This window comes from Terrimonas pollutisoli, assembly GCF_029360765.1.
GTDB lineage: Bacteria > Bacteroidota > Bacteroidia > Chitinophagales > Chitinophagaceae > Terrimonas_B > Terrimonas_B pollutisoli.
Map to the genome: position 1 here is coordinate 146,990 of NZ_JARKNA010000006.1, position 15,005 is coordinate 161,994.

At 41.7% G+C, this 15,005-nt stretch carries 10 protein-coding genes; 6 read left to right on the top strand and 4 right to left on the bottom strand.

All coding sequences use genetic code 11. The features are described 5' to 3' along the window. Positions 1–13: 13 nt before the first annotated feature. Positions 14–1,882: a M61 family metallopeptidase gene (locus P2W73_RS13090; protein ID WP_276502499.1), complete on the bottom strand. Its 1,869-nt coding sequence runs from the start codon at positions 1,880–1,882 to the stop codon at positions 14–16. Between the two features lie 142 nt (positions 1,883–2,024). Further along, complete coding sequence (locus tag P2W73_RS13095) at positions 2,025–3,068, bottom strand: LLM class flavin-dependent oxidoreductase (protein WP_276502500.1); 1,044 nt, start codon at positions 3,066–3,068, stop codon at positions 2,025–2,027. Positions 3,069–3,251: 183 nt separating this feature from the next. Between P2W73_RS13095 and P2W73_RS13100 the strand changes: the two genes are divergently transcribed. Continuing rightward, complete coding sequence (locus P2W73_RS13100; protein ID WP_276502501.1) at positions 3,252–4,553, top strand: MgtC/SapB family protein; 1,302 nt, start codon at positions 3,252–3,254, stop codon at positions 4,551–4,553. Positions 4,554–4,845: 292 nt separating this feature from the next. On the opposite strand, the gene P2W73_RS13105 is transcribed toward P2W73_RS13100, so the two are convergent. Then, the gene (locus P2W73_RS13105; protein WP_276502502.1) at positions 4,846–5,589 is read right to left on the bottom strand and encodes a hypothetical protein; all 744 of its coding nucleotides are present in this window, start codon (positions 5,587–5,589) and stop codon (positions 4,846–4,848) included. A gap of 234 nt (positions 5,590–5,823) precedes the next feature. On the opposite strand from P2W73_RS13105, the gene P2W73_RS13110 reads away from it, so the two are divergent. Both P2W73_RS13110 and P2W73_RS13115 read left to right on the top strand, forming a co-directional pair. Next, a complete protein-coding gene (locus P2W73_RS13110; RefSeq protein WP_276502503.1) occupies positions 5,824–6,726 on the top strand; it encodes a sugar phosphate isomerase/epimerase family protein in 903 nt (300 codons plus the stop codon). 59 nt (positions 6,727–6,785) lie between these two features. Beyond that, the gene (locus P2W73_RS13115) at positions 6,786–8,150 is read left to right on the top strand and encodes an AGE family epimerase/isomerase (protein WP_276502504.1); all 1,365 of its coding nucleotides are present in this window, start codon (positions 6,786–6,788) and stop codon (positions 8,148–8,150) included. Positions 8,151–8,162: 12 nt separating this feature from the next. Here P2W73_RS13115 and P2W73_RS13120 read toward each other — a convergent pair whose 3' ends face one another. Continuing rightward, complete coding sequence (locus P2W73_RS13120; RefSeq protein ID WP_276502505.1) at positions 8,163–8,360, bottom strand: hypothetical protein; 198 nt, start codon at positions 8,358–8,360, stop codon at positions 8,163–8,165. A gap of 165 nt (positions 8,361–8,525) precedes the next feature. On the opposite strand from P2W73_RS13120, the gene P2W73_RS13125 reads away from it, so the two are divergent. The 3 genes from P2W73_RS13125 to P2W73_RS13135 all read left to right on the top strand — a co-directional run bounded on the left by P2W73_RS13125 (position 8,526) and on the right by P2W73_RS13135 (position 14,977). Then, positions 8,526–9,674, top strand: a complete 1,149-nt coding sequence (locus P2W73_RS13125) for a serine hydrolase domain-containing protein (RefSeq protein WP_276502506.1) — start codon at positions 8,526–8,528, stop codon at positions 9,672–9,674. A 250-nt stretch (positions 9,675–9,924) separates the two neighbouring features. Further along, on the top strand, positions 9,925–13,158 hold the full coding sequence (locus P2W73_RS13130) for a SusC/RagA family TonB-linked outer membrane protein (RefSeq protein WP_276502507.1): 3,234 nt from the start codon (positions 9,925–9,927) through the stop codon (positions 13,156–13,158). Between the two features lie 25 nt (positions 13,159–13,183). Further along, the gene (locus P2W73_RS13135) at positions 13,184–14,977 is read left to right on the top strand and encodes a RagB/SusD family nutrient uptake outer membrane protein (protein WP_276502508.1); all 1,794 of its coding nucleotides are present in this window, start codon (positions 13,184–13,186) and stop codon (positions 14,975–14,977) included. Positions 14,978–15,005: the final 28 nt, after the last annotated feature.

Here is a 15,005-nt window from a genome sequence, read left to right on the forward strand (position 1 = left end):
TGTATCAGTATAGCTAAAATCCTTTCTTAGGGGTGCCACTCAACCAAGACCCTCTCAACTTTAATTGTTCCGGTGTCGCCTGTTCATCAAATTTCAACTGGTGTAGTTTCGGTTTGTCTACCATCATGGCTGGCGCAGTTAAAGTCATCAACTGCGGTTGCCCATTAGCTATGCTGCGTCTCACTTCTATTTTTACCGGATCGCCTTCTTTGGTGTTGCTAAAAAATTGCTGTATCAAATTTCCTGCATTGCTAAGCGTTAAGGTTTTACCATTCAGGCTTACTAACTCATCATTCAATTGGTAGCCCATTTTCTTTCCAAAGTCATCCATTGCCTTCACATCATTCACTACGATCCTTCCCAACGAATCAGCAGTGAGGCCAATGCTACCCAGGGAAATGGTCCGGCTCATTTCTGTCGGAATATATTTCACTCCTGCCAGTCCGAAATATTTTTCATAAGGAATAGGTTCGCTGCCCTGAACATACTTCAGCAAAAATTCCTTTATTTCCGGGTAAGTCAATTTTTCGATCTCATCAAACAATTGCTCATCCTCAAAATATTTATCCTTTCCATATTTCACCCCCAGGTCATGCTTCAGATCCCGCAAGCCATATTGATTACCGGAAAGATGAAGCAAATAAAGATCAAGACAGGCCGAGATCAACGCACCTTTCTGGTACACATTGTTGTATTGATCCGCATATTTACCAGCACTCTCCTTGCTCATCTCCGTAAAGGAAAGATCATCCTTGTAATGGCTCCGTGAATAGTTTATCTTTTGGGCCATTGTTTCCAAAAATTTCTCAGGAGTGATCAGTCCGCCCCATACCTGCACATGATGCGCATAGTACTCGGTACTTCCTTCGTAAAGCCAGAGATGTTTGGATAGCACCGTCTCATTGAAATTAAATTCCTTTACTTCTTTAGAGCTGATTGTGAGTGGTGTCACGATATGAAAAAATTCATGCGAAGAAATATCTACCCACATACCAATACCTTCTTCCTGCGGCTGTTCAGGCACACTGTAAAAAGAAGAATAGGAATGCTCCCACGCACCTGCACTGCTGAGTGGTTTTTGTTCACCATTGAAATAATAGATGAAAGCATATTTATCGACTGGCAATTTGCCTTTTAAATAATCTTTTGTTGCCATTAAGAGTTTGTCCAAATGGGTTGCGATGAATTTTGAGGTCACCAGCTTTTTGGGAGAATAAACAGCGATCAGTACATCGGCATTGCCCACCCGGATAGTAGTGGTATCCGGCAAAGAAAACATGATAGGTGAATCATAAAGTTCGTCTGCATTACTTACACGAAACAGGTCGCTCGTCGCAGTGCTTGAAACAGGTTTTAAACCCGTAGCGGCATAAAAACCTTTTGGTTTGGTAAACGATAAATCAAAAGCGTTTTTCTTCATGCCATCGAAATAGCCAAAGAGCCCAGGCGTATTGATTACAAAATTTTTACCTGCTTCGAAATTGGTACCGCACATGGTGTACACTTTGTTTTTTATTTCTGAATCCCAGGTGTCTTCCACCTTGTACGTGATGCGGTTTAGTTTATCAGCATTTTTAATCTCCCAACTATTATCGCCCGTTTGCTTTACCGGCAATTCCGAGCCTGTCTTTGTAAAGGCTTTCAGGTTGTGTACGTACTTGCCATAATTGCTGTTCATGTAAGTTCCCGGAACGATCTTGGGAAAATAGAACACAATGTTTTTCTTTGTAACAGTTGGGGTAATCAATTCAACCGCCAGCTGATCATCATCCGCCTTCGTAAGATCAACTGCATAACGATAATTATCCTGGGCGTTGATATTAGAAAAATAAAATAGACCAAAGACCACGATAATTATCCTGGGAAATAGGCTGGTGTTCATTGCTGAAAATTTATTAGGAACAAAGAAAGTCTTATTAAATGGATGATTATTTCAAAATCGTACAGGCGGTCTTTTTATTCAATGAACGAAACGGATTGGAATAAATCGGTATAAATTGAAGTGTTCTGTAGCCCACAATGCATCAACCGATTTGAGAAATATTGTCAGTAGAAACCTTTTCAGTTTTTTGTTCCTGCATTATTTCAGCAAAGATTCGATATGACTGCACCCGGTCGGCGTGATCATATGTGTTGGTTACAACCATTAATTCATTGACCCCTGTCTCCCTTAAAAATTCTTCCGTTTTTCTTTTTACGGTTTCTTTACTCCCCACAAATGTATACTTCAGCATTTGCTGAACGGAAGGGTGGAGCCAAAGTTCCCGTAACTCTGTTGTCATCCCGGTTGGCTCCTGCAGGTAATCAGCATTCCCGGTCAGGATGTTGACAAACATCCTGAGTAATGAAGTGGAAAGTTTTTCAGCCTTTTCGTCAGTATCCGCTGCTATCACATTGATGCAGGCAATGGAATAAGGTTCCTGTAAAAATGATGAAGGCTGAAATTCATTGTAATAAATATTCAGTGCCGCTAAAAGTTGCGCCGGAGCAAAATGACTGGCAAAAGCATATGGAAGACCTTTCTGCGCAGCTACATAAGCACTATCAGTACTGGAGCCCAAAATATAAATGGGCAGATCTACACCTTCGGCAAAGGGAACTCTGACTTTCGAATTGCTATTCTCAGTCGATAAATATTGTTGTATCCGGCTAATCTCTTCGGGAAAATTATGCACTGATGCCATCCTGTCTGCACGGATGGCCAAAGCTGTATCCGGATCGGTTCCGGGTGCCCGGCCCAGGCCAAGATCAATGCGACCGGGATAGAGCAAACCCAATGTGCCGAACTGTTCCGCTACAATCAGCGGTGAGTAATTAGGCAGCATTACACCCCCGGAACCCACTCTTATCTTTTTAGTGCCACCCCCAATATGACCAATTAATACCGAAGTAGCCGCACTTGCAATGTGTAACATATTATGATGCTCGGCAAGCCAAAAACGGGTATAGCCCATCGCTTCTGTTTTTTGGGCCAGGTCCAGGCTGTTTTTAAATGTTTTGGCAGCCGTGCTGCCTTTGGCGACAGGAGCTACATCTAATAATGAGTAAGTGGGTTCATGATTTTTCATGCTGCACAGTAATTTGCTGTTAGGGACGGGTTTTTTCAATAACCTCATGAAAAAACACAGCATGTATCAAAATGTTTCAATTTGGTGTTAAAATTGAATAAGAGGAACTTGGACATTGGGAGCAAGACGGATAGGCATGTGATTTATTACATTCAGCTAATTTTATAGCGGCCCGTTATTGTCATGGACAACTATCTTATCAATACTGAAACATTCCAGTTAACCCAGGCTGATTTTATTATCCGGCTTTTAGTATCACTTGGTATCGGAGCTATTATTGGACTAGAGCGGGAATATACCGCTATGAAGGAAAAGGTGGAAGCCTTTGCAGGGATCAGAACTTTTATTTTTGTTGCACTTCTTGGCTTGATAGCAGGCATGACTTTTTACCTGCTTTCTCCATTGGTATATGCGGGCATTTTGCTGGCAGTAATTATATTGACAGGGGTATCGTATTGGATCACGGCATCCAAAGGCGATATTGGCGCTACTACAGAGTTCTCATTGTTGGCAGTTTTTTTCCTCGGTACTTTGTCTTTGCTGGGTTTGATAGTGGCCAGCCTTGCCATCACTGTGGTGATGGTGGTCTTGCTGTCTGTCAAATTGCAATTAAGAACCATCGTCGGAAAGATCACTGCGGAAGAGCTCTATGCTTTTATCCGATTTGTTGTGGTGGCATTATTGATCTTTCCTTTTCTGCCTGATCAAAATTTAGGCCCTTATAATGTGATTAATCCCCGTGAGATCGGTTGGGTTATCATCCTTACTTCCGGGTTGGGCTTTGCCGGTTATATCCTGATGCGGCTCCTGGGAGCCAGCAGGGGTATACTTTTAAGCGGCATCATGGGCGGATTGGTTTCCAGTACAGCCGTAACCTGGGTCTTTGCCAAAAAAAGTAAGGAGAATGAGGCCTTATCCCATAGTTGTTCGATTGCTATTTTAGCAGCTTCCTCCATTATGATCATCAGGGTGCTGGTTTGGACTTTTTTGTTTAACCGCACCTTGTTTAACAAAACTTATCTTTCCATCCTGCTTGTATTCCTGGCAGGGATCGGTATTACGCTGCTGATCTACTACAAGTATCACAAACAAAAAAGGAAAGAAAAAATAGAAGCGACCATTCCTAAAACCAAACCCCTTGACTTACAGGGAGCCCTGGTATTTGGTCTTATTTATATAGTCATTTTGCTGGTGGTGAGCTATGCCAATGATCAACTCGGCGAAAAGGGAATGCTGTTATCCAGCGCTATTGCCGGCCTGTCGGATATAGACGCTATTACAATTTCTGTGTCTAAGTTGGCACATTCCAATCTTGACCTTTCCATTGCCGCCAATGCAGTCATCATCGCTGCCATTTCCAATACACTGGTAAAAATGGGAATTGGCATTTGGGCAGGCAGCCGTAAACTAAGAAAATATCTCTATATGGGTTACGGCGTTATTTTTATCGCGGCGCTGATTGCTTTGCTAATACAAAACAGATAGACGGATCCGATTTGCATTTTATTTCTGAACTAAAGTGCAACCTTACGATCAGCTTCCGCTCTTGGCCGTTATTAAAAACAAAAAAGATGAAACGTCCATGACAAAATTTTCATTGCTCTTTATATGTAATGAAAATTTTGTCATGGTAAGTACCATCCGACCAAAATAAAATAAGGATATACGGATGAAACAATTGCTTTATCTTTTTATGAGTAAGAATATCTAAAATAAACTCTTCAGCAGCATACAGATTTACCAAAAATCAATAAACCAATAAACCAGGGATCAATATTTAATAATAACGCTGAACAACACGAAATACAAAACGTTGTGGTTCGCTGGTTACGCCACCGGCTTCTCTTCTTTTTTTCAATGCATCAGATTTCCAGTAAGCATGAGCCTTGGCAGTATCCATCAGAGCCGTTACCAGGGCCACCTTTTTATTATCATCGGCATCATGACCGACTACTCTGACCGCTATGCCATTCTGTTCTCTATCCTGTTTTCCTTCATCAAAACTTTTCTTCCAGGCATCCCAATCTTTAACCGTAAAAGTGGTCATCGACCGGGGAGCTGCGCCGATTACAGCCGTGTCCTGCCAGATGGCTGTCACAAAATTAAATTGTGGTGTGCCGGTGACCCCACCCTTTTGCATCGCCTTTTTCAGGCTGGGATCTTTGGCAAAAGCTTTGGCTTTGTCTAAGTCGTCAATTTTGACAGCAACGAGCACGGTGTTGGAATCCTCCACACCCCGGCCAATGACATAACTGTGTATACCATTGGCAAGCCGCAAGGAATCATGTTCATCGTAAGAAGTTTTCCATTTGGTGAAATTAGCTACCTTATGCCGTGCGATCATCATGTTTTGCGGTGTGGTGATGATCGTATTTACTTCAGGCGGAGCAACTGGTGTGGTGGTTTCAGCAGTAGTGGAGTCAGTAGTAGTTTCTTTTTTACTGTCGCCTCCACCACAGGAGGTAAAAAACAATAGCATCGTTGAGCAGTAAAGCAAGCCGGCAAAATGTAACCGTTTCATTGATTTTGTTTTTTGAAGATTAAAAAATAGAAGGGGCAGGATGGTTGTTACAGGGGTAAAGAGGTTATTAAATGTAATATTAATTAAGCTGGTTGCCGAATTTTTATTTGATCATAAGTATCATTTTATCCCGGTGGAAAGAAAAATTAAATCCTGCATATTCTTTATTTGTCCGGCAGGGATGAACTTTTGCACCAATATTTTATTTTAAATTTATAGGGCTAAAGATTGCTAATGCAACGAAAAAAATTTTTGCAATTAGGAGGCCTGGGAGCCCTGGGAGCTGCTATCACTCCTTCTACCCTCTTTTCTGGATTAACAGAAGCGACCGGGCAAAAGAAGCCAGCAAAGATTGCTGTGCAACTTTACTCGGTAAGAAAAGAAATAGAGAAAGATATACGGGGTACGCTCAAACGGATCGCTGATATCGGCTTTGAGGCGGTAGAAACAGCTTTTTGGCCGGATGGTGTTAGCGTACAACAGGCGGGACAATATTTAAAAGAAGCAGGCCTGCCTGTTTGTTCTGCGCATATTGAATTACCCATTGGTGATAAAAAGGCTGCTTTCCTGGAAACAGCGAAAGCAATGGGTTGTAAAAAAATGATCTGGCATGGTTGGCCGGAAGATATCCGTTATGGTTCACTTGCCGGTACCAAACAATTGGTGACCGTTTATAATGACGCTAATCGTTTTGCCAAAGCCAATGGCTTGCAGTTTGGCATACACAACCATTGGTGGGAATTCCGCAATAAAGCCGGTAAACGCTTTGTTTACGAAGTGCTATTAGAAATGTTGGACAAGGATATTTTTTTTGAAATAGATACCTATTGGGTAAAAGTAGCGGGTCAGAATCCTGCAGCTATCGTGAAGAAGTTTGGGAAAAGGGCTCCGATGCTGCATATCAAAGACGGACCTGCCATTTGGCGGGATTCATTAGCGGATGATCACCCTGATCCAATGGTGGCTGTTGGTAAAGGGGCTCAAAACTTTCCGGCTATCGTAAAAGCAGCTGCAGGCAATACTGAGTGGATGATTGTAGAAATGGATAAGACTACCGGTGATGTATTCGAGGCCCTGAAAGAAAGCTATGATTATCTTCTCAAAAATGGAATGGCAACCGGCAGGATAGCGGTTTGATCCTGCTATATAGCAATAGTGCTGCATCAAAAACTTCTGGTGTTTAACCTCCACAATTAATGAAGGCATTTATCTGCGTAATAAAAAACTTGCTTTTTGCTTTATTATTCATGTCGGATGTACAAGCCCAGAACCTCCCCGCAAAAAAAGAGTTTCGTCAGGAGCGGTTACGATTGGCTGATGAAATGGAAAAAGCGATGCGCAATGAACTGCTTAATAAATGGTATCCACAAAGTGTCGATAGTGTGTATGGTGGCTTTCTCACCACATTTACATATGACTTTCAGCCAACCGGTCCTCAGGACAAAATGATCGTGACACAGGCAAGGCATGTATGGTCCAATGCATTGGCCTCACGCTTATATCCACAGACGGATCATTACAAAAAATGCGCAGCCCAGGGTTTTGTTTTTCTAAAAAATAAAATGTGGGACAAAAACCATGGCGGCTTTTATACATTGGTGGATCGCAAGGGGAATTTAAAAGACAGTAGCGCAAAAACCGCCTATGGAAATGCCTTTGGAATCTATGCTTCAGCCGCATGGTACAAAGCATCAGGTGATAAAGCCGCACTTCAACTGGCAAAGGATTGCTTTCAATGGCTGGAAAAAGCACATGATCCTGTTTATAAAGGCTATTATCAAGACTTGTTGCCCGATGGTACACCCATAAAACGGACAGCAGTTGTTCCTTCTACGTCTTCCCTCGGTTACAAAGATCAAAACAGCTCTATTCATTTGCTGGAAGCTTTTACCGAACTCTACAGCGTATGGCCCAATGAGTTGTTGCAGCAGCGCTTAAAGGAAATGCTTTACCTGGTCCGTGATGTCATCACCACACCAAGAGGCGGCCTTACTCTTTTCTTACGACCTGATTGGACACCTGTTACTTTTGCCGATTCATCGGAATTGGTTGTGCTAAAGCATCGCAATTTGGATCACATTTCTTTTGGTCACGATGTGGAAACGGCCTACCTCATGCTGGAAGCCTTGCATGTGCTAGGATTAAAAAATGATACGGCCACCATGAAAGTGGCAAAGCGAATGGTGGACCATGCATTGCAAAATGGATGGGACAAAAAGAATGGCGGGTTTTATGATGAGGGATATTATTTTAAAAACAAAAGCACCATCACCATTATAAAGAATAGTAAAAATTGGTGGTCGCAGGCGGAATGTCTGAATACCTTGTTACTGATGGCCGATCACTTTCCGAATGATTCGATGCGGTATTTTGAAAAATTCAAGAAACAATGGCAATATATCAAGATATATATCATCGATCACCAGTATGGTGATTGGTATGAAGAAGGTCTTGATACAAGGCCTGAAAAAAAGAAAGCTTTAAAAGGACATATTTGGAAAGCAACTTATCATCAGCTGCGGTCTCTTTCGAATTGTGTGCAACATTTACGAAAGCAGTAATACCCAATTTTTTTAATCCTTTTTCTTTTTGTCTTCTTTATCTCTTTCTTCATTTTCTTCCGCTTCTTCTTTGATGGCTTGAACGACGGAAGATACAGGCCCTTCCATATTCTCCTGCGGATCGGTTTTATGCAGGGTTTCAGGATCAGGTTGCAGTAAAGGTTCTTTTTCGTCCTTTTTTTCTTTTTTGTCTTTAGGTTGCTTGGCCATAGTAATAGTTTTATTCTGCTAATAAAGTATCAAATTTCAGACCGCTTGAAACAGCAATAGGTTAGCTAATAGCCGATGGACAAATTGTAAAGTAATCCTGTACTTGCGAGTCAAGCCGGGAAAATTTTCCCCTTAGCTTTATATTTAGCCATTAATTGAATTGAAATGAGCAAAAGTTGGGTTATACAATCTTGCAGCAAGATTTTTTTTATTTTATTGATTAGTGTCGAAAGTTTTGGCCAGGCCGAAAATGCAGAAGCCTGCATCCGTGACCTGATGCAACAATCACAGGTGATGGGCCTGTCAGTGTCAGTAGTAAAAAAGAATAAGATCATCTATACCCATTCATTTGGGTTGAAAGACTCAGCCAGCAATGCTCCATTGACCAATGATTGTCTTTTCAGGATCGCTTCCATCTCCAAATCTTTTTCAGCCACCTCTATTATGCAATTGGTGGAAGCAAAAAAATTATCACTGGATGATGATATCAGTAATTTGATTGGTTTCAAGGTTAGAAATCCTAAATTTCCTGAAACGGTTATAACGTTGCGAATGGTGATGTCTCACCGTTCTTCGCTCAATGATAGCCAGGGTTATTTTGCCCTTGATGTTATTAATCCCGATAAAAACGCGGATTGGGCAAAATGTTATAATGATTACCAACCAGGAACAGGGTATATGTATTGCAACCTCAATTATAATATGGTGGGAACGATCATCGAAAAAAGATCCGGTGAGCGGTTCGATCAGTATGTCAGGCATCATATCCTTGATCCATTGGGTTTGTATGGTGGGTATTGTATTGATTCATTAGACAGCTCCCGGTTTGCTACCATTTATGAATACAATGACTCATTGAAAAGATTTATCGCTTCTCCCGGTGCCTATGCCCCACGCCGTGAAGAAATCAATAATTATGTGATGGGTTATAGTACACCGATCTTTTCGCCTACCGGGGGAATGAAAATATCAGCACATGACCTGGCGGAGTATATGATCATGCATATGAAGAAGGGTCGACATAAAGGGAAAAGGATCATTTCAAAAAAAAGTGCTCAACAAATGCAAGTGCCGGTAGATGAAAAAGAAGAATATGGTCTAGCTATTTCTACAACTGACAAATTGATTCCCGGCAAAACGATGAAAGGTCATACCGGTTCTGCCTACGGTCTTTACAGCGCTATGTTTTTTCATCCAAAAGAAAAGTTTGGTATCGTTGTTATCTCCAATGGTTGCAATCCTGCCTATAACAATGGATTCAATGCAGTGATACGGCAATCGGTAAAGTGTTTGTATGAAAGCTTTATTCAATAGCAAAAAAAATACGCAATGAACACTTCACTTGTAAAGCGATAGTTTTTTGCCAAATGTTTACCAACCCAGGTGCTATCATAAATTAGCTTGATATTGACCATCAATTGGTAATTAGTCCTTACTGCAACTAAGAGGAATTACCATTAAGGATATATTTCTTGCTAAATCGATTGAATATTAATGTTAGCGTAACACGGCGTTAATAATTCCGTAAAGCGTATCCCGGAGTTTTGCTGCAAAATTGAAGGGGATGAAAACCAAAACACTCTTGTTGCTCTTTTTATTTATTGGCTCCGGCTATTTTTCTTTTTCACAATTATCAGTGAAGGGGTCTGTAAAAAATGATAAGGCGGAACCATTGATTGGTGCCACCGTTTTAGTTGAAAACAAATCTGGTTTTAAAAAGGCCACGCAGTCCGGTAATGACGGATTGTTTGTCATTGCTGCAGTTCCGCAAGGCGATGACTATGTTTTTACTGTTTCTTATGTTGGCTATGCAAGTCGTGTTATTGAGGCGGTATCAGTTACGGAGGGCGGGGAATTAAACTTTGACATTAGCCTCGAACCAACAAGGTCAACCGGTGATGAAATTGTAGTGGTAGCATATTCAACACAGAAAAAAGCGAATCTCACCGGCGCAGTTGACCAGGTATCGGGCAAAGTGTTGGAAAATCGTTCCATCTCCAATTTGTCACAAGGTTTGCAGGGATTTATTCCCAATCTAAATCTTGTAATGGGCGATGGCAAACCTACGCAGTCACCTGCCTATAATATTCGTGGCAATACATCAATCGGCCAGGGAGGAAGTGCATTGGTATTGATAGATGGTGTGGAAGGAGACCCATCTTTATTAAATCCTAACGATGTCGCCAATATTACGGTTCTGAAGGACGCTTCATCTGCTGCTATCTATGGTGCCCGTGGTGCTTTTGGTGTCGTTCTTATTACTACCAAAAATCCTGTCAAGGGAAAAACAAGTATTAACTATTCTACCAACTACTCAATCAAGTCGCCCATCGTGGTTCCTGATTATGTGACCAATGGTTATGAGTTTGCCAGGATATTTAATGACGCATGGAGTGCCTGGAATGACTACTCACAGTTTCCGCAAAACGTAAATAAGACAGTCAGGTTTTCGCAGGATTATTTGGCGGAATTAAAAAGACGCAATGAAGATCCCTCCTTGCCAAAAGTGGAAGTGAATGCGAATGGCGAATATGTGTATTATGAAAACACGGATTGGTATGGACTATTGTACAAAGACAATACAAAAGCCATGGACCATAATCTTTCCATCAGCGGCAGCAATGAAAAAGCGAGTTATATGGTCACGGCCCGTTATTATGGACAGAATGGTCTGTTTCGTTACAATACCGATGACTATAAAATGTATAATATCCGGGCTAAAGGAAGCATACAGGCTCTTCCCTGGTTGAGGATTGAAAACAATATGGATTATTCCAATATGCTTTATCATAACCCGCTGAATGTAGGTGAAGGCGGCGGCATCTGGAGAAATATAGCAGATGAAGGACATGAAATGTCTCCGTTGTTTAACCCGGATGGCAATCTTTCTTACTCGGCAGCTTATACCGTTGGTGATTTTGTTTACGGTAAAAATGGAATTGATTTTGACAAGAGAATTTTGCGTAACCGTACCGCTTTTACAACCGAATTTTTCAACAACACACTTCGGCTAAAAGGAGATTTCACTATTCAAAATCTTGACAACAATTCTAAAACCATTCGTGTGGCCGTACCTTATAGCCGCAAGCCTGGTGTAATTGAGTATGTCGGCACTACCACCAATGATATTGCAGAAAATTATACGGAAACTCAATATCTGGCTACAAACCTCTATGCCGAGTATGAGAATACGATAAAACAACAACATTATTTTAAAGCCCTGGCGGGTTTCAACTACGAGCAATCAACGTACAAAGGACTAAATACCCAGCGGAATGGTTTGATCTATGAAAACGTTGAGAGCATTAACCTCGCACTCGGGACAGCGATTACTACCGCAGGCCCTTATGAGCAGTGGAATATCAAAGGCGGATTCTTTCGGTTGAATTATAGTTTTGACGAAAGATATTTACTCGAGGTGAATGGACGCTACGACGGTTCCTCAAAATTTCCATCTAATAAACGGTATGCATTTTTCCCGTCTGTTTCTGCCGGATGGAGAGTGGCGAAAGAACATTTCTGGAATGTTCCAAAGAATAGCATATCTGATCTGAAAATAAGAGCTTCCTATGGTTCGTTGGGTAATGGTAATATTGCTTCTTATGCCTTTATTGAACAGTTTGGTATCAGCCAGTCGGGTCGTGTGTTAGGAGGCATTCGTCCACAAACTACTTCGCAACCAAGTGTGCTACCCGATAACCTTACGTGGGAAGAAGCAACCACTACTGATGTCGGAGTTGATATTGCATTTTTGAATAATCGTTTACAGGTGAATGCTGACTGGTATATCCGCAATACAAAAGATATGTTTACAACAGGTCCGACATTGCCGGCAGTATTCGGAACCTCTGTACCCAAGGGCAACTACGCAGACCTGAGAACAAAAGGCTGGGAAGTAGTTGCAGCCTGGAGAGATAATGGAAAGTTGGCAGGTAAACCATTTGGCTATGGCATTCGCTTATCACTCGCCGACTATCAGTCAGAAATAACACGCTATAATAATCCGACTAAATTATTGAATGATTACTATGTAGGTCAAAAGTTGGGTGAGATATGGGGCTATGTAACGGATGGATTTTTCACTAACGAAAATATAGGACAGGCTGCTCAGCAATCGCAAATCAAGAGTTCGAATTCCGGAACCACTTTAATTGGTGATATAAAGTTTCTTGATCTGAATAAAGACGGAACGATTAATACCGGGGCAAACACTGTTGCTGATCCCGGCGACCGCAAAATCATTGGTAACTCTCAACAACGATATACGTTTGGTGCTTTGTTTGATTTTGACTGGAACAATTTCTTCATCAGCGCATTTTTCCAGGGTGTAGGTAAACAAGACTGGTGGCCGGGTGCAGAGGCAGATGCTTTTTGGGGACCTTATAACAGGCCTTACAACCGGGTACCTGCAGAGATGGTCAATGAGATATGGTCTGAGTCAAACCCTAACACTTATTTTCCAAGACTGCGGGGTTATATAGCACAGGGTACAGGAAGATCATTGAATGTGACACAAACAAAATACCTGCAAAATGTAGCCTATGTACGGTTAAAGAATCTTCAACTTGGTTATAGTTTACCAAAAACACTCATCAGCCGCTTAAAGCTAAGCCAGGTGAAAGCATATATCTCTGTGGATAATATTTGGACGTACTCACCAATGTACAAAATCACGCATAACCTGGATGTAGAGAATATCCAGGGTTCTGACAGGGTACTGACTAACGGAGGCAACGGTAATGGTAATAACTACCCGATGCTGAAAGGATGGACAGTAGGAATAAACATAGGACTTTAATTGATCACCATTATTTACTAAGCAAATGAAACAGGTAATTTTTTATATAAGTATTCTTGGCCTGCTTATTTCCGGTTGCAAAAAACTTGACCAGGAACCAAAGGCTACGGCTTCAGCAAATGCTGTATTTGGAAGTGAAAAAGGATTGCAATTGTATGTAGCATCTTTTTACAACAATCTTCCTTCCGGTAATGATGTGGTAAGAGCAGATGCCATGAGTGATTATGGCGCAAGAACAGATGTGCCAAGCTTTTTAACCACTACAGGCTTTACCGCTTTGCAAAGCTCAGGCTGGAGCTGGACGGCTTTAAGAAATATTAACTACTTTATCGAAAACTGTACAAATCCTGCTATTCCCGATGCTGTTCGTCAAAATTATATTGGTATAGCTCGTTTCTTCAGGGCTTTGTTTTATTATGATAAGGTACAGCGCTTTGGTGATGTACCCTGGTATGGTAGAACCATTGCTGTATCTGATACGGCGATGTTAAAAAAACCAAGAGATTCCCGAAAGCTGGTGATGGACTCTGTATTAGCAGATCTTGATTTTGCTATTAACAATATCACTGCTACTGATGCTACACGAAGTATGATCACAAAATATGTGGCATTGGCCTATAAATCCCGCATTTGTTTGTTTGAGGGCACATTCAGAAAATATCATGGACAGCCCGGCGGTTTAGCAGCATCTATTGCCGGTACTGCTAACGATTGGTTACAACAAGCCGTTGATGCGGCACAAGTAGTAATGAGTGAAGGCGGGTTTCGGTTAAACAACAATGGGCGCACTGATCTTTCTTACCGCCAGCTATTCACCAGCAAACAACCCGTGTCTGCGGAGATCATTCTTTCCAATGTAGCAGACGCCACATTGAATGTATTGAATGATGCAAATTGGTATTGGACCTCTGCTACCTATGGCTCCCGTCTTAGCTTTACAAGAACATTTGTCAACACGTATTTAAATATTGACGGTACAGCTTTCACCTCAACACCCGGTTACGAGACAATGGTTTTTGCTGATGAAGTGAAAAACAGGGACAAGCGGCTGCAGCAAACCATTAGGATGGGGAATTATAAAAGAATAAATGCCGGAGCGCAGGAAGCCGCACCGCCGGTGTTCTCTTATACCTACACCGGCTACCAGCCTATTAAATGGACACTGGATGATGTGTATTACGATGGAGGTACACGGAATGACAACTCAATTTCATTGATACGATATGCTGAAGTGTTGCTTAACTATGCAGAAGCCAAAGCAGAACTCGGAACATTAACAGATGAGGATTGGGGAAAAACAATTGGTGCACTTCGTGCAAGAGCCGGCATTACAGGTGGCCTTACCTCAAAGCCCACGCAGATCGATACTTATTTACAGGAAAATTATTTTCCGGAAATTAATGACGCCACTATATTAGAAATTCGCCGGGAAAGAGCCATTGAACTGGCATGGGAAGGATTGCGTTTCGCTGACCTGGTACGATGGAAGAAGGGTGATTTGTTGACGATGCCCTGGAACGGTTTTTATGTGCCTGAGCTGAATAAGGCAATGGATCTGAATGGTGATGGAAAGAATGATGTCCTGTTTTATAAAGGAACAGCGCCGTCGCCCATTTCGGGAGTTACATTTATTAATGTATCGGCTACATTGGCGAACGGATCAGTCAATCCTCAACGCCTGTCGAACGATACAGTCGGCGAAATTTCCTGGCTAAACAACATTGAAAGAAAGTGGGAGGATAAAAAATACCTGTATCCTATCCCCACTGCTGATCTGCTTATCAATCCGCGATTAGGCCAAAATCCGGGATGGGAATAAACGGCAGGTTCCATCATTTTTATAAAGG